Genomic DNA, 18,748 nt, shown 5'->3' with positions numbered 1-18,748 from the left:
AAATCCCGCTGGGGTAATCCTAGTTTAAGCAAAAAATTACTCACAAAAGAGCGGTTACTGTGGCATTTATTCACTGTGTATTGATTAGACTAAAATCAAATTGGGTACCGTCGTTTTTACGCCATTTACCACAAAGTTAATGGCTTCTACCCCGTTTAATTTAGGCCGTGCAAACAAGTAACCTTGAAACCGCTGAGCCCCCGCATGCTGTAGCCACAGCCATTCATCCATGGTTTCCACGCCCTCCACAATAAGCGGTATACCCATTGAATTAGCAAATTCGTAAACTGCTTCAAAAATCGCTTGCCTGGGGCCGTTATCATGGATACTGGTGGTAATTTTGCGGTCTAACTTGATTTTATCAGGCAGAAAGTCGGCTAACAGAGATAAGCCCGCATAACCGGCGCCAAAATCATCCAACGCCACTCGGATCCCCGTAGAGCGAAGGTTTTCAATGGCATCAAAAAAAGCCGATCCTTCTTTGATGATTTCGGTTTCCGTTACTTCCAATATCAATTGCTGAGGTTTGAGGTTGTTAGCTGCGGCTAAGGTCAATAGATAACTGGCAATATCCGGGCTGTAGGTAATGGCTCCAGGGCACAGATTGACAGACAGGGCTTGATCTTCAGTAAGCAACTTTGCACCTTGCGCAATTGCAATAGCTTTACTCTTTAAATCAAACTCGTACTTAGCATTTCCCTCGAAGCTATCAAGCACGTCTTCAGGAAAGCGGCCATCGCTGCTTCGCAACAAGGCTTCATAAGAAGAAACGCAACCTCTGTAAGTGTCCACTATAGGCTGAAAGGCAAACTGAATACTGGAGTTTTCGTAAGCGGGCGTGGTCAATTCAGGTTGATTCACCGCCGCCTTCACGTCACTAAGATCTTGGCTCGACAAGCACATTCGCCATTTGCCTGAGGCAAAACCGTTTATTAAGGCAAAAATTCGACTATCGCGGTGAAACGAGATATCAGAGGGGAGCCAATAACAGCCACTTTTTTGATCAAGCCTAAGCGTGCGTAATGCCCAGTCGCCAAAATCTCGCTTATGAATAGCGTTATCAGTAATTTTTACAACATTGTTGTGACGGGGGTCGTTCTTAATATGCTCGAACAAACCCAGTATTATATCGCCTTCCCCTTCAAGAACTTGGAAGAAATATTCACCATCAAACAGTAGTATGCCGGTGACATCATTGCCTGCATTAAATGGTAAGGAGTCTCTCGCTACCTCTTCAAGCAGGGTGTTGTTCACAAGCGATGACGCTCTACTTCGATAAACCACCTGTCTTAACACCTTCACCCTCCCACAAGCTCACATTTGTGGCTTACAAAACTGCTATTTGGTGGTGATGTCAAATGTTATCCCGCACCGTCAAAAATAACTATAGCGTGCTCTTTGAATTTTTTCTAACCGACAAACGTTATAAATTAACCCGACATTATTGCCGATTAACGTCAAGAGAAAAAGTGAGTATCTGAGGCGCTACTTGTTAACTCCTCAAACGAGTTATTGTATGCAAAACCTTTTACCACAGACGCCTCAAGGTTGGCGTCTGTGATTGTGTTGGTGTGTTACAAAGTGTACTAACGTGCTCATCACACTATGTGTGACGTCATTCGATTGTGGATTCGCTCTTCTTGCTCGTTATTTATCGATGATTGAGGATAAACTCACGCACTTTGGCGCCCGATACAAGCTTGAAATTTTGTTTATTGCTCGGCATCACATTGCGGCCATCCTGCACCACCAATAAACCATAGGGAAAAGCCTTACCCAAGTTTACACTACTAATGGCTAGGCCGTCCGTTTCCGAAGCGCCGTCAATACCCTTATTAAAATTAGGGGCAATGCGAAAGCTTCCTAACCAGCGAAAATCATCATCAATAGCGTAAACAGCGTAACTGTCATTGCCTTGGCTCGATGCAACCAGATAACGTAGATCATCAATATGGTACATGTCCATACCTTCGATATCCGCGTGTACTTTCTCACTTAAATTGGCCACTTTAATACTGGCTGAGCCAACCTCGGCGATATTGCGAAGCCATATTCCCGCGGCCTCTTCACCGTAAATCAGCTGTTGATGAGTATCGTCTGCCACGCAGCCTTCTGGCTGACTTGGCACCTCAAACTGTTCCATCAACGATGCGCTGAACTCGCCCTTATTCACATTCAACTTATACCGCAGGTATCTCCCGTCGGTATCGTTGATGAAAACTTCTAAGCCTTGCTCAGGTTGATAAAGACACAGCCCATACGCATCGGTTAACGGCGTAGGAAGGTCGGCAACATGAGAAACTTGGCGGGTCATCACATCAATATTAAACACACTGAGGGTGTTACCAGTGCGATTACTCGCCACTGCAAGGTCCATAGTCTGTTGACCAAACCGCACAGACTGACGCACGTCAACGTTATTCACTTTACCAATGGGCAGGTGCTGGAGCCGCTGGCCATTAAGGTCAAAAACATCCAGCCCGGCTTTTTTATCGGTGCCAATAATGAGGCTTTTGGCGGGCGACTTACTGTCTACCCAAATAGCCGGATCGTCTGCGGCATCGCCAAAGCGCTGCACCGGGTCGGTTTGTCCATCTACTACAAGCATCGGTAAGTCATCGCGTTCGTTCTCAACAGGCTGTACATCAAAGGGAAAAACCATACCGATTTCATCCGTAAGCGCTGCCTTTTCTGCCGATATCAGACTGATTGACACCGTATCTTCATCTAATGGCAACGGTGCTAGGTAGCGTGACAACTCAGACTCTGGGGCCACCGACATTTGCCATACTCCAATGCCTTCTTCAGCAATAAAGATCTGACCCGAAGCGTTATCTACTGTGCAATATTCTGGCTCTCCCCCCATGGCAAACTCGCGAAGTGCGGTGTGTTGCCACGTCTTCGTCGCTTTTTGATAAAGATAGTGCTGCTGCGCCATGCCGCGAGCGTCGAACATAAATACACCTATACCATGCTTGTCTTCAAACAAGCACAGTGTTTCTACATCAGCTTGGGGCAGTCCAGTACGATATTGTTCTGTCATTGACTGGCTGATAGACGCGCTGTTAATGCTTGTACTACTGCTCATGCTATTGCTCATACTACTGACTATGAGCGCTTGGGTTAGCGGGTCAATGTGAGCCACTAATTGATGGTACTCATCAATAGCATGGCTTGCATAGGTTTCAACGTCGTCGGAAAAAAGCGCCGACACGGGCTGCAAATTTGCGTTAGTGGCAAACGAAGAAAGACTTAAACACGCTGTGGCAACGCCATAAGAAAACAAACGAAGTAACATTACTTATCCTTACTGAGAGAGATGGCATAACGATAAATCACCTCTCCACTATCATTAACAAATTGCACAAGGCACTGGTCGTCATTCATCGACACCACCGCAAAGCCGGCTTGAGACTGGGCAAACAGGGTAAACTCCCGCTGTGCTGTGGGGCGAAGCTCTGAGCCTGCACCAGAAACAAAGTGCTCAACCTGTTTATTGGCAGCGCGATTATGCTGCAAGTCGTGCTCGTGACCGGCGAAATAGGCGTGAACACCGTGCTTTTCAAGCACCGGCTCAATCACATGTCGAATACCGCTTGTCGTGCCGTAACGTTTGCCGCTGGAATAGAGCGGATGATGGCCAATCACAATTTTCCACTGAGCTTGTGACTCACTCAGTTGTTGGTTTATCCACTTAAGCTGCGATTCGCCATCTTGCTGCATGGCTTCCGCATACTTTTCCTCGGTTTGATAATCAGGGTTTAGCGGACTGGTATCAATAAACAGCAACAGAGCCTTTGACTTGCCTGTAACATCAACAGTTTTCGCGTAATACTGCGCCGGCATTTGCCAACGGCGGCTAATATCGCTGTAGTCAATTTGTGCTTGCCAGTTGCCGCGGTAGTCGTGGTTACCTAGCGTGGCGTACCAGTCGATAAACAAGTGTGGACCGTTGTAAACATCTTCAAAAGAACTACGCCAATACGGATCATGGATAGAAGCAATGCCGTTGCTGTAAAAGTTATCACCGGTGGTGGCAACAAACTCTGCATCGGCTTGAGCCGCGGCAATGTCCATCCACTTCGCTACCGAGCGTTGATGAAAGTGGCCGTTTCGGCCCCAATCTCCTAGCACTAAAAAATTGAAACTGTCTTCTAGTGTCTCAAGGCCTTCGATGGAATGCTGCTGATAATAATCGCTGTCGTAACTCTCTTGGCCTGCCAGCGAGAAGCTGGCAAACCAAAGGAGAACAGGCATCGCGATAAAAAAATAACGATTTTTCATGCTCACCTAACTTCCCGTTACTGAGTACGCCAAATAAAACCAATTTCGAAGGTGCGGCCATACTGTTCAAATTGCGCATTGCGATTGCGCTCGTCGAAGAAGTTATACAAAGGCTCATCACCTAAGTTTATGCCGTTAAAGTACACCTGCATGTCGTTGTTGATGTAATATTTAGCGACAAAGTCGAGTTGCTGATGGTCGTCTTCAATGCGCAGCATGCCACCATCAATTTCTTCTAGGTTGTCACTCTTATACGTCATGCTTAAACGCAGACTCAGTTTGTCATTCTCATAGCCCACAACCACGTTGCCTACAGTGTCAGACTGATTGGGTAAATTGGTTTCAAATCGCTCACCATCAAGCATTGTCACCGCATCAGAATTTGAAAACGTACCGTTTGCAGACAATAGAAGACCGTTATTAAAGCTCTTCATCCAGCTTAGCTCTAGACCGGTTAGGTTAGCTTCTTCGCCATTCACTGGCTGGAATGCCTCCTCAAAACCTTCCCATGGGCCAGTGCCCGCCACGTTTGCCTCTACAATGAAATTGTCGATACGCTTGTGGAATAACCCAGCTGATATCACCCCAATATCGCCTGGATAATACTCAAGCATTAGGTCGAAGTTATCTGCCTCGTAGGGCAGCAAGTCAGGGTTGCCTACACTGGCTTCCCGCTCTATCACCTGTTCGCCATCTTCGGTTCTCACGTTAGCTTCGATAATTTGAAACGCTGCGGCGTCTTCAAAGCTGGGGCGTGACAAGGTTTGAGTAAAGGCCGCGCGTGCAATCAATTTTTCTGTAAACGCATAACGCAAATTGATGCTAGGGAACACATTGTCGTAATCACGAGAAGCATTAACCGGGTTGATAGATAAATCAACGCTGTCGGTATCGTCGTTTTCTGTTAACGACACCTGCGAGCCGGAGGTGCTGTAAGAGGTGCTTTCATAGCGAAGACCCGCGACTAAACGCAGTTTTTCCCAGTCAAATCGCGTCATGGCATAAGCGGCGAAAATATCTTCATCGTTGGTGAAAGAGCCACCTTGCGACTCGATGCGAGAATCTAGCTCTGCCAGCTCGAGTTGACCGCGCTGCTGATTGAAATTGTCTCTCAGCGCGCCGCGATTAAACCCTGGCCCAAAGTTACCTAAGGTGTATTCTGGTGATGCTGCCGCAAACGATGCATTGTTAAAATCATCGAACCCACCATCGAAAATATCGATATTAGCGACCGCCCTTTTTTCACGGGCACGGTATTTAGTCCCAAATTTCATCTCGCCTTCGCTGTTAAACCACTCTATTTGCTTAGCAATATCTAGGCGGAAGCTCAGTTCAGTGTCTTTAGCGTTATTGCGCTCAAAACTCATTTGGTCAAGTTCATAATTGCCAAGATCGTTCAATGCATCAGGTACCGTAAGCTGCGGAATACGCTGTTCTAAATCGCCTTCAATACCGGCCTCTGCGCCAGTAAACACGTAATACAGTGCATCAGGCTCGTCTTCATCAGAGCGTGAATAACCGGCTTGATAGCTGATGGTCCACGCGTCCCGTTGGTGTTCTGCACCGGCAGATATACTCAGAATACTCTGCTCTTCAAAGCGGTCTTTACTCTCGCGCTCTACTTCGGAGTCTTCACCATCAAGCACAAACACGTTTGCCTGCCTGAATTCAGAATCTGAAAAGCGGCTGTATAAGGTGCGAAGGTAGTATTGGTTATTAAAGTCTGGACGAAAATCAATATTTACCGCACCGCCAAGACGCTCCCGAGTGATAGCATAATGACGCTGTTCAATTTCATCATCGCCGTTGGTTTCAATATTGTCTGAACCAAACTCACGGTCGAAATAACTGAGTGCGGCGGCAAAGCCCCACTTATCGTTCAATTTGTGGGTAACACTGCCCGCTAATTTAGGGCTAAGGGCATCGCGTAATTCGTTTTGACTTAGTTGAGCGGTAAAAGATGCGCTGTCATTAGCACGGTCAAAGGCGCTGACGCTTTTCACTTCAATATTTCCGCCAATGGTATCTGCATCCATATCAGAGGTGACCGACTTCGATACCGTCAAACTGCTGATCAGCTCAGAAGGGATAACGTCAAGAGCGACCGACCTTACGCCCCCCTCTGGCGATGGTATATTCAAGCCATTAATGGTTACATTATTGAGGTTCGGATCGATACCGCGAATGCCCACAAAGCGCCCTTCACCTTGGTCACGTTCAATGGACAAACCTGGCAGACGCTGTAGCGACTCTGCTGCGTTCTGATCGGGGAACTGACCAATTGCATCCGCTGAGACGACAGAGGTAATGCCGTCAGACATGCGTTGCTTGTTAATGGCATTGGCTTGGCCGCTTCGCTGACCGCGCACTAAAAGCTCTTCAAGGGTGTCGCTCGCCGCCCCTACTAACAAGGTCACATTGGTAATGTCTTCATTAACCTCAATAGTTTGCGTTGAAGTCTGAGCACCTAAATAGTCAATTTCAACGGTGTATTGACCCGGTGCAATGCGCGGAATTCGAAAGCGACCTTCTTTGTCAGCGTAAACGCTAATACCAAGCGCTTTGATATCAATTTTGGCACCGGCAAACAATTTGCTGCTGTTTACGTTGGTCACTACACCAACCACCTGCGACTCTTCGGCCGCTAATGCATGTGGTGCGACAAATTGCATGGCTGCGGTGCAGGCCATAGCGATAAGTGATACTTTTCTCGTGTGCATACCTAAGTTCTTCTGAAGTTGTGTGAAAGCCACGCCAACATAGGAGGAGAAAATGACGATTCTGTGACAGTTTGTTGACTGAACTTGGCAAAAAGTGGAATTAGGCATAAATAATGTAGGTATTGTCATTTTGCTGAGCCAAAATAACCCATGGTCAAGCTGTTGTTTTTAATAAAAAACTCAGCAGCAGTGGCAATTCTTTACTTAAAAGCATCGTCAAAGTGTCATATTCATGAGCCAAAATAACACTGCTCCTCAGGTTCACATTACGTTAAACAGCACATTTCACGTTAATGAGGTAATTATCCATGGTTTCACATTTAACTCGGCATCAAGGCTTGTTCTTGCTGTCATTCATTTTACCCTTAATGGCGTTTTCGTTGTGCGTACTGGCAGGTACTTATGAGCAATCAGGCATTGAATGGCTTGATGTATTAGGAGAAGGCAGCGTAAGTTTAGTGTTGCTACTGTGGGTCCTAGCGTTATTGATAAGCCGCCCTTCAGGAAAGTTAACTCACCTGTTAGTGATAGGTCTGAACCTTATTTTGTTTTCTTCGCTTCTTGATGTGATGGACGAGTTTATGGACTATCCAGCGTCATCAAATTGGATTTCGATGATGGAATCTATTCCCGCCTCAATCGGCATGGTAATGACCACCTTTGCAATATGGCAGTGGCACAAAGAGCAGCTAGCACTTAACTCGCAGTGGCAAACAAGAGAGGGGTTTGTTCGCAACACGGAAGATCTCGACCCAGTGACCCAGCTATACCGCGGTGAACACTGGATCAAGCGTTTAGAACAGGCCTTCAACTGCGCGCCCGATGCCCACAAAACGTTGGTATTACTAGACATCAACGATTTCAGTCAGTTTAATAGCCAATATGGACACAAAGAAGGCAACCGTTATCTTCGTGGGTTAGCCTCAATGTTATCCCTTTCACTTCCCAGCAGCTCATTAGTGTGCCGATTTGCAGGCGATCGCTTTGCCATACTCCTTATACAAGATGTGAAAGCTAATACCGCAAAGTGCATATCACAGCTGAGCGATAGCATTAGTCACTTTGCGTTTTATCCTCACCAATGCAATAGACCTGTTTGTTTAAGTGCCCGCCACGAGGCAGAAGAAATAAACTGTCTTGCGGATATACAAGCACTCATACTCAGACTAAACCAGTATTTAGATGAGCAGCATGACCACGCAGCCTGACAGCGTGAGTATGGACTCTGAGTTCTCGCTACTTGGTGTAACTGATAAACACCTAACAGCATGGCCGCTCGCCCAGGCTATGATTGATATCGGCACCTCACAGGGCATTGCCAACTCGACCTTGCTTCGCGGTACTGGGCTATTTCTTGAAGATCTGGCTAATGGCTCGAGCTTAAGTGCTAAGCAGCTTATGCTGCTTAGTCAACGGGTGCAAAAAAATGTGAAAAGTCGCGATACCGGCTTACAAATAGGCAGAATGCTTACCACTAGCCATATGCTCGGTATATTGTCCTTGATGCTGCGATGTCGTAATCTTGCCCACTGTGTCGATCTGTTATCGCAAATACGCTGGGCCTGCATGCCCCTTATTCACTGGCGCACCTATCATTTTAAAGGTACGGTATACCTCATTCCCCAAGACAGCTTTGGCGCCAAAGAACACTGGCCTTTTTTGGTAGAAATCGTCTTTGCGTGGATGGTGTCTGTTATTCGACAAGGAACCGGCAAGCGTTTTCCAGTAAGCTTCGAATTTGCATGGGCACGGCCGCGCAACATTTATGATTATGAGGAGTTTTTAGGCACACGCCTTCGATTTGACCAGCCCATCACCATGATGAAAATTCCCCAACACGCATGGGAAGCAAGCTTTACTCTTGCCGATGACGATTGGGTGGCAACGGGCATAGCGCCTTTTGTGAAGCACCCGCTGTATGCCTTGCCTGAGCGAGTGCAAAGCCTGTTACTCAAGCAGCCCGATATTACCGCAGCACAAATCGCTGTTGAGCTTTCTATGAGCCTAGCAACGTTTAAGCGGCGCTTAGCCGAGCACAATATGAGCTTCAAACAATTAAGTGATGACATACAAAAACAGCATGCCATTATGATGGTGCAAACCTGCAAAGCAAATACCCAACAGCTTGCCGATGCCTTTTCTGTTAACGACACCACCAACCTTCGTCGCTTTATCAAACGTCTTACTGGTATGACCCTCACGCAAATACGAGACTCTATTTCATAGTTAAACAAGATCGTCAAATCACTGCCTATAAACGTGTTTCCGCCCTCTTTTTTACAACTTGGCAAGCAAATTGTAAGTCTGCAGTTAGTTGATTGACACCGAATTAAAATGACGAGAATTTGACGATGCGTTTACCCACAAAGCAACTTATCAGTAAAATTGAACACCTGTCTAAAGACCTATCCCCAGCGCAACTTGGGCATTTTCTCGATATTATCGATGCAATGACTGCGCTCGTTGAAGACGCCGCCACGATTGACCTGAGCAAAAAAAGCGACGCTAAGCCAACTGCGCTGGATAATTCGTCTGCTCTTCATTAATAAGCGCGACTGAACGTCATCGTACCTATTCGTTAATAAGGCGACTACGTTACAATAGATAGCAGCGGTACGCCGCTGTCTTTTTTCTACTCACTCCTTGCATTCAATTTTCTATTCATACCGTTGCCGTGTGTCCACTTTTCTATTTGCGAACCTTTGCAGAACGTTTCACTCGCCACGTAATTTCAATCAAAACTTGGGTCAAGTCGAAAAATATACAAAATGTGACAGTTTAGCTTTACCTGAACAGAGGTACAGGTAAGTTATTCATTAAATAAGTTTATTTTAACGCCTTAAGTCATTGAAAAATAAAAAGTGTGACGTTTTTATTATTATTTTCATTAAGTACTTGCTGCTAATACCTATGTATACGAATTTATACCTTCTTATAAAAATGCCGAGGGCAGAAAAATGGTGAAGCAGGGTGGAAGTAAAAAGCCAACGTTGATGAAATCAGCAATAATGATCAATGCACTGTTAGGCAGCGCATTATCGTTAAACGTAATGGCCGACACGATATGGCAGGAAAACTTTGAAGCAAGCGCGCTTCAAAACAAGGGTGCAGTGGGCCAAAGTGATGCTCCTATAACGGTTAATATGGACGGCGTGACGCGCTGGACCATTGATGTATCGGCAGCGGAACTAACCGCTACAAGCGACTGGTTTAAAGTGACAGCGAATGCCCTGCAAGCTAGAGACGTAGATGGCGAAGTGGTTTGGCAATCTGAAGCCATTGATATAAGTGGTCAAGAAAACGTAAGTCTGGATGTGCTGCTGTCGCAAAATGGTGTATTCGAAGACAACGATTATATCGATGTATTCTACTCGGTAGATGGACAAAGCTTTGAGCTAGTCACCTTAACCAATGGTGATACCAATACTGTTAAAGACGACTTTGGCACCGCCACCGTTACGGCATCTATTCCTCAAGGCTCGAGCCTAGTTATTCGCGTTGCTATGGCGAATAATGCTGGCAGCGAATATTTAAACCTTGATAGTGTAACGGTAACATCAACGAATTCTGAAGGTGCTGGCTCGGGCGACTCAAGCGAAGGCACCCCAAGCACAGGGCTTCGTTTGTTATCTGAGACTTGCTTCAATTGCCCTGATCTTCAAGCTATCAACTTGGCGGATGATTTTGTCGATTCTATTTACTATGCTTCACTGAATACGGCATTATCGAATCAAGAAAGCCCTGAATCGTTAAAAGCGACTACACAAGACATTATTTCAAACGGTCATCGCACGCTATCTTACTCAGAAGCTTGGACTGCTCTTACGTACACCGATGAAGACCCTGCAAATACAGACAACGTCATTCTATTCTATAAGGGCACGTCGCAGTCAAAATTCACCAATGGCAGTGGCTCACAAAGCACAAATCAAGATAACTGGAATCGAGAACATGTATGGGCTAGCAGTCATGGATTCTCCAGCTCAAGTTTAACGGCGTATAGCGATATATTACATTTGCGCCCCTCAGACATTTCAGTCAATAGCTCACGTGGCAATCTTGATTTTGACTTTAGTGACCAACCGTTGTCTGAAGCCCCGGAAAACCGTATCGACAGTGATTCGTTTGAACCACGCAATGCGGTTAAAGGTGATGTGGCTCGCGCATTAATGTATATGGATGTGCGCTACGATGGTTCAAACAGCACCGATGCTGAAGCCGATTTGGTATTGCTAGACCGCTTAACCACCACAGATGAAGCCGCGCTTGGAAAGCTCTGTGTACTGTTACAGTGGCACGAAAGCGACCCGGTAGATGAATTTGAGCGCACCCGTAATAATCGTGTCTTTGAATTCCAGGGCAACCGTAACCCATTTATTGATAAGCCAGAACTTGCGTCACTTATTTTTAATGAAAGCTGTGATGGAAGCGGTGGCTCTGATGGAAACACTGGCGGCGATACAGGGGGAGGTAATGGAAGTGAGACAGGGGGCGGCTCAGGTAATGATGCTGGCGGAATATCTACCAACAGCGTGTATATTTCAGAATATATAGAGGGCGGTGGTTTTAATAAGGGTATCGAACTTTTTAATAGCTCGTCGGCGAGTGTTGACTTAACTGGTTATGCCCTTCGTCTTTTCTCAAATGGTGACACTGCCGATAGTGATGGCAAAGAGCTTCCGTTAGAAGGCGTTTTAGCGTCTGGTGACGTAGCCACGTATGTTCACAATAGTGCAGACCCATCAATGGTTGGTGAAAGTACTATTTCAAGCAGCTTTGTTATTAACTTCAACGGTGATGACTATATAGAGCTTACCTATCAAGGAAACGTGATTGATGCGGTAGGTACCTTTGGTGTTAGAACTAACTGGGGTAAAGATACCACCCTAGTGCGTAAATCCTCCGTAACTGCTGGCAACCCTAATCGCAACGCTAACTTTGACCCAAGCGTTGAATGGGATGTGTTTGCAAAAGACACGCTTGAATATTTCGGCGCTCACAATGGCAATATAAGCGAGCCTTCAGAGCCAACTGACCCAGTAGACCCGACAGATCCAACCGACCCGGTGGAGCCAACGGACCCAACTACTGAAGTAACCCTTATCAGCGCTATTCAAGGCGACGGCGATACCTCACCTCTAGTCGGCTCGACTGTGCTGGTTGAAGCGGTAGTCACTAAAGTAGTACCTGAAATGAGTGGCTTCTTTGTTCAAGAAGAGGCGAGCGATTCAGACGGTAATGATGCAACCTCTGAAGGGGTTTTCGTGTACTCCACCACCTTCACTGACATGCCGCCTGTTGGCGATATGGTGCGATTACGTGCCGACGTAGTCGAATTTAACGGCCTAACAGAGCTTGTGCTAACACAAGCCCCAGAAGTCATTGGCGCAGGTGAGAGTATAAAATACACAACCCTTGCTATGCCATTTGCAGCTGGAGTAGATTTAGAATCGTTCGAAGGCATGCAAATCAGCTTTGAACAAACCTTAAAAGTTACGGATAACTTTAACTTAGGGCGATTTGGTCAATTCAACGTGGCATCTGAACGACTTATGATCCCGACCAACCAGTTTGTTGCAGGTTCACAAGAAGCGATTAATCTTGCTGAACAAAACGCGCGTAACTCGCTGATTGTAGATGATGGCGCTAATTCACAAAACCGCGATGATATCCCTTTCCCAGTAGGTGGGCTCTCCCATGCTAACCCATTGCGTTTGGGTGATAGCGTAGAAAACCTAGAAGGTGTTGTTCACTATGGTTTCGGTTCGTATTACTTAATACCGGTAAGCGATATTCAAACCGTAAGAACAAGCCCTCGGTTACGCAGTCCAGTACTCAACGCTGTAGGTGATGTAAAAGTAGCTAGCTTTAACGTGCTTAACTACTTTAACGGCCCAGATTTCCCTACTGCCCGCGGTGCAGACTCTGAAGCTGAATTTGTTCGTCAGCAAGCAAAAACGGTATCCGCTATTTTAAGTATGGACGCCGATCTGCTTGGATTAGTTGAAATTGAAAATGACGGCGACAGCAGCGAGTCAGCTATTGCTTCATTAGTGGCTAGCATTAATGCAGAACTTGGCAATGATGCTTATAGCTATATTGCATCTGGCTCTCAACTAGGTGGCGACGCTATTGCGGTAGGTATTATCTACAAACCGTCAGTAGTCACACCAAGTGGCAGCCCGGTAACCTCTTCAGAAGCGCCTTTCGATTTTGGTAATCGTCAACCACTACTACAAAGCTTTACGGTAAATGGTAATGGCGAAGATTTCACCTTAGCGGTTAATCACTTTAAGTCTAAAGGAAGCTGTGGAAGCGCAACAGGTGGCAATGCCGACAGTGGTGATGGTCAAGGCTGTTGGAATGCACTTCGCACCGATGCGGCTCAAGCCCTATTATCGTTAATTGAGCAAAATAGCGACGTACTCTCACCTCGAGTGCTCGTCATGGGTGATTTGAACGCGTACGCAAAAGAAGAGCCTATTCTTGCCATTGAGTCTGCTGGCTACAGCAACCTAGTAAACCAGTTTGATGGTGACAGCGCTTACTCTTACAGCTTTGGTGGTGAGATTGGGTATTTAGATCATGCCTTATCAAGCGCCTCGCTCACCGAGTTTGTGGTAGATGCAACCGTGTGGCATATCAATGCTGATGAACCGCGAGTGTTCGACTACAACGTTGAATTTAAAACAGACATGCAGCTTTCAACCTACTATGCGCCAGATGCATACCGTTCGTCAGATCACGACCCGGTGGTAGTGGTGCTTAACTTCCCAGAGGAAGTAACGGTAGGTGATTTAGACGGCGATAACGATGTGGATTACAACGACATTATGGCGTTTTACCAAGCCTTCTTGTCGGGACAGCCCCTCGATAGCAGCTTTGATTTCAACAACGACGGCAACGTTAACTTTTTCGACCTGCAAGCACTAATGGCAATGTGTACTCGCGCTGGTTGTGCAATTTAATTTTTAGGAAGTATTACGATGAAAAAACTATTTTTACTACTTGTTGCCATGGCAACCTTTAACGCAAACGCTGCGCTGATTAGTGTAACGACTGACAAAGCGGTTTATAACGTTGGCGATACGGTGACGGCAACGGTGAGTATTTCTGACTTGTTTGATGCTAATGCTGTGCAAACGCTTTTTAATACTTATACAACTTCACTTACGTTTGATACATCGTTTTTGGAGCTAGTGTCTGGTAGCGCTATATCACTAAATCCGTATGGTACTGAGGCAACGGTGACACGTATAGTTCCGTTTCTACCTGTAGATGTATTTGCAGCGTCATCAAATGGAAATATTCTTGGAATACAGTCGACAGCAAATACCTCCGATTTTTCAAGCCAGTTTGGGCGAAATACCATTGGGTTATTTACGGTTAACTTTATTGCTAATGCCATTGGCGACTCGGTATTAACGATGGGGCCAAGCAGCATCTTTGGCCCAACTAGTCAACTTCCGACGATGGTACCTACTCAAAATGCTAGCTTTTCGGTTGCACAAGTCCCAGCGCCAAGCACAGGTCTACTTGCAGCACTTGCTCTCGCGGGGCTCGCGCTATCCCGTCGACGCGCTAACGCATAATAAATAAAACCTAATAAGCACAAAGCCCAGCGTCTGCTGGGCTTTGTTATTTAAGCGACTTTCTAGTGTCGTTCGCTGCGTATTTTTAAAGGTATCTGTTGTGCTGTGTACAGCTTCATCTTTACTATTATGCTGAAGCAGTTTCTCGAGGCTTAATCACCAAGCATGTTCGTAGCTTTGTTTTGCCAAACACCGACAGCGATGCAAAGTCTTGCTTTAGAATAGGCAGGTGCTGATAATCTAGATCAATATCTTCGCTTTCTGTCAAATCTGCATCACTCACATCCGCGCCGCTCACGTCATTGTAACTAGAACCGTCTAGTCTCACGCCAGCCTCATCATAAAACCCTTCGCTTCCGTCAGGGTCGTGCAAATACAAACAACGTTCATCAGCATGCGTTATTACCACCCAATGGGGCGCTTTTACACCATGAAATTGGTACGTACTAATAAGGCAAATAACGCCGTAGCCTTTGCCTAGTGCCTCTTCAATTTCAGCCAGCTGAATGTCTGTTTTATGCACCTCAATGTTAGCCTCATAAGCGCGTTCAATAAAGTCTTGCTCTACAATGCGCATAATCGATTTTTTGTGCTCACTGCGCACACCGTCCACAAATAAATCATTTATTTGTGTGGAATATACCTCCACGTCGAATCCGCGCTGATGACCAGCTAACGCCAACCCTAACGGATGACAACCGCCATGGCCTGACGTCATAAAAATCGTGGTGGCTTGACGCCAAATGGCTATTTCAGTGGTTTGGTCAAATCGCGTATCGTCTTGCACATACTTCATTGCCATCATTAAAGCACTAGGCCCGCACGTAAACGACGTCGTTTGTTTGTACCACGGATAGTATTTCTGAGGGCCAATCGCGCTTGCGTACTGTATGGGCTTTTGAAAGCGCAGTGCATCAGCACCTGTCGCATAATACTGCCGATAAATACCAAACTTACGATAGCCCATTTTTTTGTACATTCTAATGGCGGCAGCGTTGTCTTCGGCAACTTCTAAGCGAATAAACAGCTTTTGCTCCTTAAGCGCCAGCTGTTCCAGCTTTGTGAGAATTGAGGGGGCAACCTGTTGTCCTCGTGCACTTGTTAAAACGGCAAGAGAATACAAACGGGCTGAGCGACTGCCCTTGCGCATAATAATTAGCCCGTAACCAACAACGTTACTCTCGATTTCAGCAAGCAGCAAAATGCCATGCTCAGCCTTTATCCAATAGCGCATTCGTCTGCGCGAAAGCCTGTCACTTTCAAAACAGCTACGCTCTATATGTTCAAGAGCATCAATGTCAGCCGCGTCCGCCAAACGCAGACTTATAGCGTGGGTCTTAGCGGCGCTATTTTCAGTCTCTTTACGGCTTTCAGTGTCACTGCAAGTTTTGTTGCTACCACTAACGGCCACGGGCTTCCAACCTATTTACGAACTCCTGCATAATGATCATATAAAGCTCTTTACCTAAGTAAAGATCTTCCACCTTGGCTTCTATGCTAGGGTTATCATTCACCTCTATCACGTACACTTTGCCATTGGCCTGTTTAATATCAACGCCGTACAGGCTTTTACCAATCATTGAGCATGCTTTTATCGCTGCATCTAACACAGGCTTAGGCACTTCAAAGGTCGGCAAGGTTTCAAACCCACCCGACGTATTGGTTTTTGCGTCATGGTTGTATATTTGCCAGTGCCCTCGCGCCATGTGATATCGACACGCGTAAATAGGCCGGCCATTTAAAACACCAATGCGCCAGTCAAATTCAGTAAAGATGTATTCTTGAACTAATACCAATGCAGATTCGTTTAGCATAGCTTCAAGTTTATCTTTCAGCTCTTCATTATCTTTAACTTTAAATACGCCCATTGAAAAAGAGCTTTCTGGTAGCTTTAGTACCATTGGAAAACCAAATTCATCGGCCAATTTTTGACAGGTTAGTGCCGTATTGTCAGACACAAAATGACTTCGTGGTGAGGGCACCTTGTGATAGCTAAACGCATCGTGTAAATACACCTTATTACAACATTTTAAAATGCTGGTCGCGTCGTCTATTACCACCAACCCTTCCTGCTCTGCTTTTCGAGCAATGTGGTAGGTTGGGTGGTTAATGGCCGTGGTTTCACGAATAAATAGCGCATCATAATGGGTGATATTTGCCGCGGCCTGCGCTGCATTTACCACTTCGGCGTTAATACCCACGAGCTTTGCCGCTTTGATAAAGTGCTTAATCGCTTTAGCGTCGCTAGGCGGTGTCGCTTCGTTTTCATTGCATAAAATCGCCATGTCCCAACGGGCAAGCTTCTGCTTACTTCCTCGATGCCACGTTTTTTCTACGTAGTTTTGCAACGCATCTGCTAGCGCTGATTTATCTTCAGCATTGGCCGTGCACCAATCACCGAAGCCTACCGTCATAACGGTAGCACTTGATTGTTTACTCACCGACACTCGCAAAAAGGGCGCAGGAAAGCGCTCGAAGGCAAACTTTGCCACGGCATTCATCGACACAGCGTTAGTTGTTCCAAAAAACACATCGCAGCTACTGCCATCAATAGCTTCATCGCTCAATAGTTTTGGTAGCGTAACGGTTTTCATTTGCAGCGACTGCTCTTCACTTTCAATAATTAAATTATTAATGGTGTTCACGCTTGGCAGGACTTTGTGCGTGCGCGCTTCAGCGAGCAAAGAGCAGTAGTAGCCTTTACTTAAATAGCGGTCGGTTGCGCATAGATTGATAACGCGCATTTTGCCTTCCCCACGCTTAGGAAATTGCGAAAGGTATTGCTCAAAATCAACCACCTCGCAATTGCGAAGAGCCAATTGACTAACATCGTTTAGCGAGTCGACAACAATTAATGTCGTTATCATTTTTAGTTCCAAATAGGTGCATTCGCATGCTGCGTAACGCATAAAGTTTATCGCGCGAAATATAGACTTTTTTGATGCTATATCAATGTATGAACAGCAGTATTTGAACGAAATAATTTGTCCTTAACGGTCATATTATTTTGCTCGTATTTTGGTCATTTCATTTTAAGCTTAACCTGTTCACTGAATGAACCTATTTGGAGATAACATGAAATATATTTGGGTAATGGCAGGGGTACTGCTTTCTGCGTCCACGTTAGCTGACGATAGGCCTGTTGCTAGCGAAGAGATTATTCTTGAGTATAAAGTATACTGTTCAGAGCTCGCCGAGGATGAAGGCACAGATGGCTTATCACTTGACGAGTATTTGCTTAGCTGCATCAATGAAGAGCTTGATATAGAGGGTTATCAACCTATTAAGGCTGTTCCTAAGTAATTCTTTATACTGCATTACACTCCGTCTCTGCGCCTACACGTTAGGCGCATTCTGAAAATCAACAGTATAGACAGGGTCAGCAACCTTGTATCTTCTCGCTGCTACATCTATCATTTCACGATAAATACACAGAAAATTTACAGCCCATAAAAAACGAGTGTTTAACCGACGTTTGTATTGAATGTTTCTGTAGATTAGCGTGATTGGAGAAATTATGAGCTGGGCAAGTAAAGGGCTATGTACCATTGTTTTTCTTACATCGCTTGCATTGGTATATGCAATGAGCGAAACCAACCTAAACAGCTTTAATAACGTAAAAAATTCAATTGAGGAGATTTACGAAGATCGCCTTGTAGTTAACGGAATGATTTACGAACTCGCTGGTTTCTTGCACGAAAAAGAAGTTGCACTTGCGGCGCAAAACTATTCTTTTTTCACGGATGAAAATGAAAAGGTTAACAAGCAAGCCTTCGCCATTATAAATGCGTTTAAGAAAACGTATTTGACCGACTTTGAAGCGTTCACACTAAATCATTTTGAAACCAGTTTTAATGAGCTTGTGGCTTCAGAACAAGAAATCTCATTTACTGAAGAGCAGACAGTCGACACCGCTGCCATCGCAACACTAATGCTAGAACTTAAGGCGCTAAATAGTGACTTGGATAAACTGTCAGATATTCAACTAGCCGAAGGAAAGAACAAGCTAGCAATCAGTAAAAATGCCGCTGAGTCGATGGACACCTACCGTTCTCTAGAGAAGTACTTTTTAATCATTACGGCAGTGCTCATCTTTATCATTATTTTACTGCCTTCTTCGAAGGAAAAAGATGAGTTTGTGTCTGAGTAGGG

General features: G+C 45.6%; 13 protein-coding genes. 7 read left to right on the top strand and 6 right to left on the bottom strand.

The features are described from left to right. Window positions 1–84: 84 nt before the first annotated feature. From ACOJR9_RS01155 to ACOJR9_RS01140, 4 genes are all read right to left on the bottom strand, one after another. Entirely contained in the window at window positions 85–1,296 is a 1,212-nt protein-coding gene (locus ACOJR9_RS01155) for a diguanylate phosphodiesterase (protein WP_420934612.1), read from the bottom strand. A gap of 355 nt (window positions 1,297–1,651) precedes the next feature. Next, window positions 1,652–3,298, bottom strand: a complete 1,647-nt coding sequence (locus ACOJR9_RS01150) for a phytase (protein ID WP_420934611.1) — start codon at window positions 3,296–3,298, stop codon at window positions 1,652–1,654. Continuing rightward, window positions 3,298–4,284, bottom strand: coding sequence for a metallophosphoesterase (locus ACOJR9_RS01145; protein WP_420934610.1), 987 nt, complete (start codon window positions 4,282–4,284; stop codon window positions 3,298–3,300). The genes ACOJR9_RS01150 and ACOJR9_RS01145 overlap by 1 nt, the downstream gene beginning before the upstream one ends. A gap of 17 nt (window positions 4,285–4,301) precedes the next feature. After that, window positions 4,302–7,004 carry a TonB-dependent receptor gene (locus ACOJR9_RS01140; RefSeq protein ID WP_420934609.1) on the bottom strand — a complete coding sequence of 901 codons (2,703 nt, stop codon included), beginning with the start codon at window positions 7,002–7,004 and terminating at the stop codon, window positions 4,302–4,304. A gap of 308 nt (window positions 7,005–7,312) precedes the next feature. Here ACOJR9_RS01140 and ACOJR9_RS01135 point away from each other — a divergent pair, with 308 nt between their 5' ends. The 5 genes from ACOJR9_RS01135 to ACOJR9_RS01115 all read left to right on the top strand — a co-directional run bounded on the left by ACOJR9_RS01135 (window position 7,313) and on the right by ACOJR9_RS01115 (window position 14,596). Continuing rightward, entirely contained in the window at window positions 7,313–8,212 is a 900-nt protein-coding gene (locus tag ACOJR9_RS01135; protein ID WP_420934608.1) for a diguanylate cyclase domain-containing protein, read from the top strand. Further along, complete coding sequence (locus tag ACOJR9_RS01130) at window positions 8,196–9,230, top strand: AraC family transcriptional regulator ligand-binding domain-containing protein (protein ID WP_420934607.1); 1,035 nt, start codon at window positions 8,196–8,198, stop codon at window positions 9,228–9,230. The genes ACOJR9_RS01135 and ACOJR9_RS01130 overlap by 17 nt, the downstream gene beginning before the upstream one ends. 125 nt (window positions 9,231–9,355) lie before the next feature. Further along, window positions 9,356–9,550 carry a hypothetical protein gene (locus ACOJR9_RS01125; RefSeq protein WP_420934606.1) on the top strand — a complete coding sequence of 65 codons (195 nt, stop codon included), beginning with the start codon at window positions 9,356–9,358 and terminating at the stop codon, window positions 9,548–9,550. 411 nt (window positions 9,551–9,961) lie between these two features. Further along, on the top strand, window positions 9,962–13,972 hold the full coding sequence (locus tag ACOJR9_RS01120) for an ExeM/NucH family extracellular endonuclease (protein WP_420934605.1): 4,011 nt from the start codon (window positions 9,962–9,964) through the stop codon (window positions 13,970–13,972). Between the two features lie 18 nt (window positions 13,973–13,990). Then, window positions 13,991–14,596, top strand: coding sequence for a PEP-CTERM sorting domain-containing protein (locus ACOJR9_RS01115; protein WP_420934604.1), 606 nt, complete (start codon window positions 13,991–13,993; stop codon window positions 14,594–14,596). 127 nt (window positions 14,597–14,723) lie between these two features. On the opposite strand, the gene ACOJR9_RS01110 is transcribed toward ACOJR9_RS01115, so the two are convergent. Together ACOJR9_RS01110 and ACOJR9_RS01105 are read right to left on the bottom strand one after the other, a co-directional pair. Then, the gene (locus tag ACOJR9_RS01110; protein ID WP_420934603.1) at window positions 14,724–16,007 is read right to left on the bottom strand and encodes a peptidase C39 family protein; all 1,284 of its coding nucleotides are present in this window, start codon (window positions 16,005–16,007) and stop codon (window positions 14,724–14,726) included. After that, window positions 15,997–17,463 (bottom strand): RimK family protein, encoded by a 1,467-nt coding sequence (locus ACOJR9_RS01105; protein ID WP_420934602.1) that lies wholly within the window; start codon window positions 17,461–17,463, stop codon window positions 15,997–15,999. Before ACOJR9_RS01105 ends, ACOJR9_RS01110 begins: the two co-directional genes overlap by 11 nt. A 208-nt stretch (window positions 17,464–17,671) precedes the next feature. On the opposite strand from ACOJR9_RS01105, the gene ACOJR9_RS01100 reads away from it, so the two are divergent. After that, window positions 17,672–17,899, top strand: coding sequence for a hypothetical protein (locus ACOJR9_RS01100; protein WP_420934601.1), 228 nt, complete (start codon window positions 17,672–17,674; stop codon window positions 17,897–17,899). Between the two features lie 214 nt (window positions 17,900–18,113). After that, entirely contained in the window at window positions 18,114–18,746 is a 633-nt protein-coding gene (locus tag ACOJR9_RS01095) for an MCP four helix bundle domain-containing protein (protein WP_420934600.1), read from the top strand. Window positions 18,747–18,748 lie beyond the last annotated feature (2 nt).

Source organism: Alteromonas ulvae (genome assembly GCF_048987005.1).
Taxonomy (GTDB): Bacteria; Pseudomonadota; Gammaproteobacteria; order Enterobacterales; family Alteromonadaceae; genus Alteromonas.
The sequence above is the reverse complement of the archived record's forward strand: the minus strand, read 5'-3'. Positions and strand labels throughout refer to the sequence as shown.

Excerpts from the sequence above, each read along its gene's own strand:
- ACOJR9_RS01150 (WP_420934611.1), bottom strand. The coding sequence starts at position 3,298 with ATGTTACTTCGTTTGTTTTCTTATGGCGTTGCCACAGCGTGTTTAAGT.
- ACOJR9_RS01145 (WP_420934610.1), bottom strand. The coding sequence starts at position 4,284 with ATGAAAAATCGTTATTTTTTTATCGCGATGCCTGTTCTCCTTTGGTTT.
- ACOJR9_RS01140 (WP_420934609.1), bottom strand. The coding sequence starts at position 7,004 with ATGCACACGAGAAAAGTATCACTTATCGCTATGGCCTGCACCGCAGCC.
- ACOJR9_RS01135 (WP_420934608.1), top strand. The coding sequence starts at position 7,313 with ATGGTTTCACATTTAACTCGGCATCAAGGCTTGTTCTTGCTGTCATTC.
- ACOJR9_RS01130 (WP_420934607.1), top strand. The coding sequence starts at position 8,196 with ATGACCACGCAGCCTGACAGCGTGAGTATGGACTCTGAGTTCTCGCTA.
- ACOJR9_RS01125 (WP_420934606.1), top strand. The coding sequence starts at position 9,356 with ATGCGTTTACCCACAAAGCAACTTATCAGTAAAATTGAACACCTGTCT.
- ACOJR9_RS01120 (WP_420934605.1), top strand. The coding sequence starts at position 9,962 with ATGGTGAAGCAGGGTGGAAGTAAAAAGCCAACGTTGATGAAATCAGCA.
- ACOJR9_RS01115 (WP_420934604.1), top strand. The coding sequence starts at position 13,991 with ATGAAAAAACTATTTTTACTACTTGTTGCCATGGCAACCTTTAACGCA.
- ACOJR9_RS01105 (WP_420934602.1), bottom strand. The coding sequence starts at position 17,463 with ATGATAACGACATTAATTGTTGTCGACTCGCTAAACGATGTTAGTCAA.
- ACOJR9_RS01100 (WP_420934601.1), top strand. The coding sequence starts at position 17,672 with ATGAAATATATTTGGGTAATGGCAGGGGTACTGCTTTCTGCGTCCACG.
- ACOJR9_RS01095 (WP_420934600.1), top strand. The coding sequence starts at position 18,114 with ATGAGCTGGGCAAGTAAAGGGCTATGTACCATTGTTTTTCTTACATCG.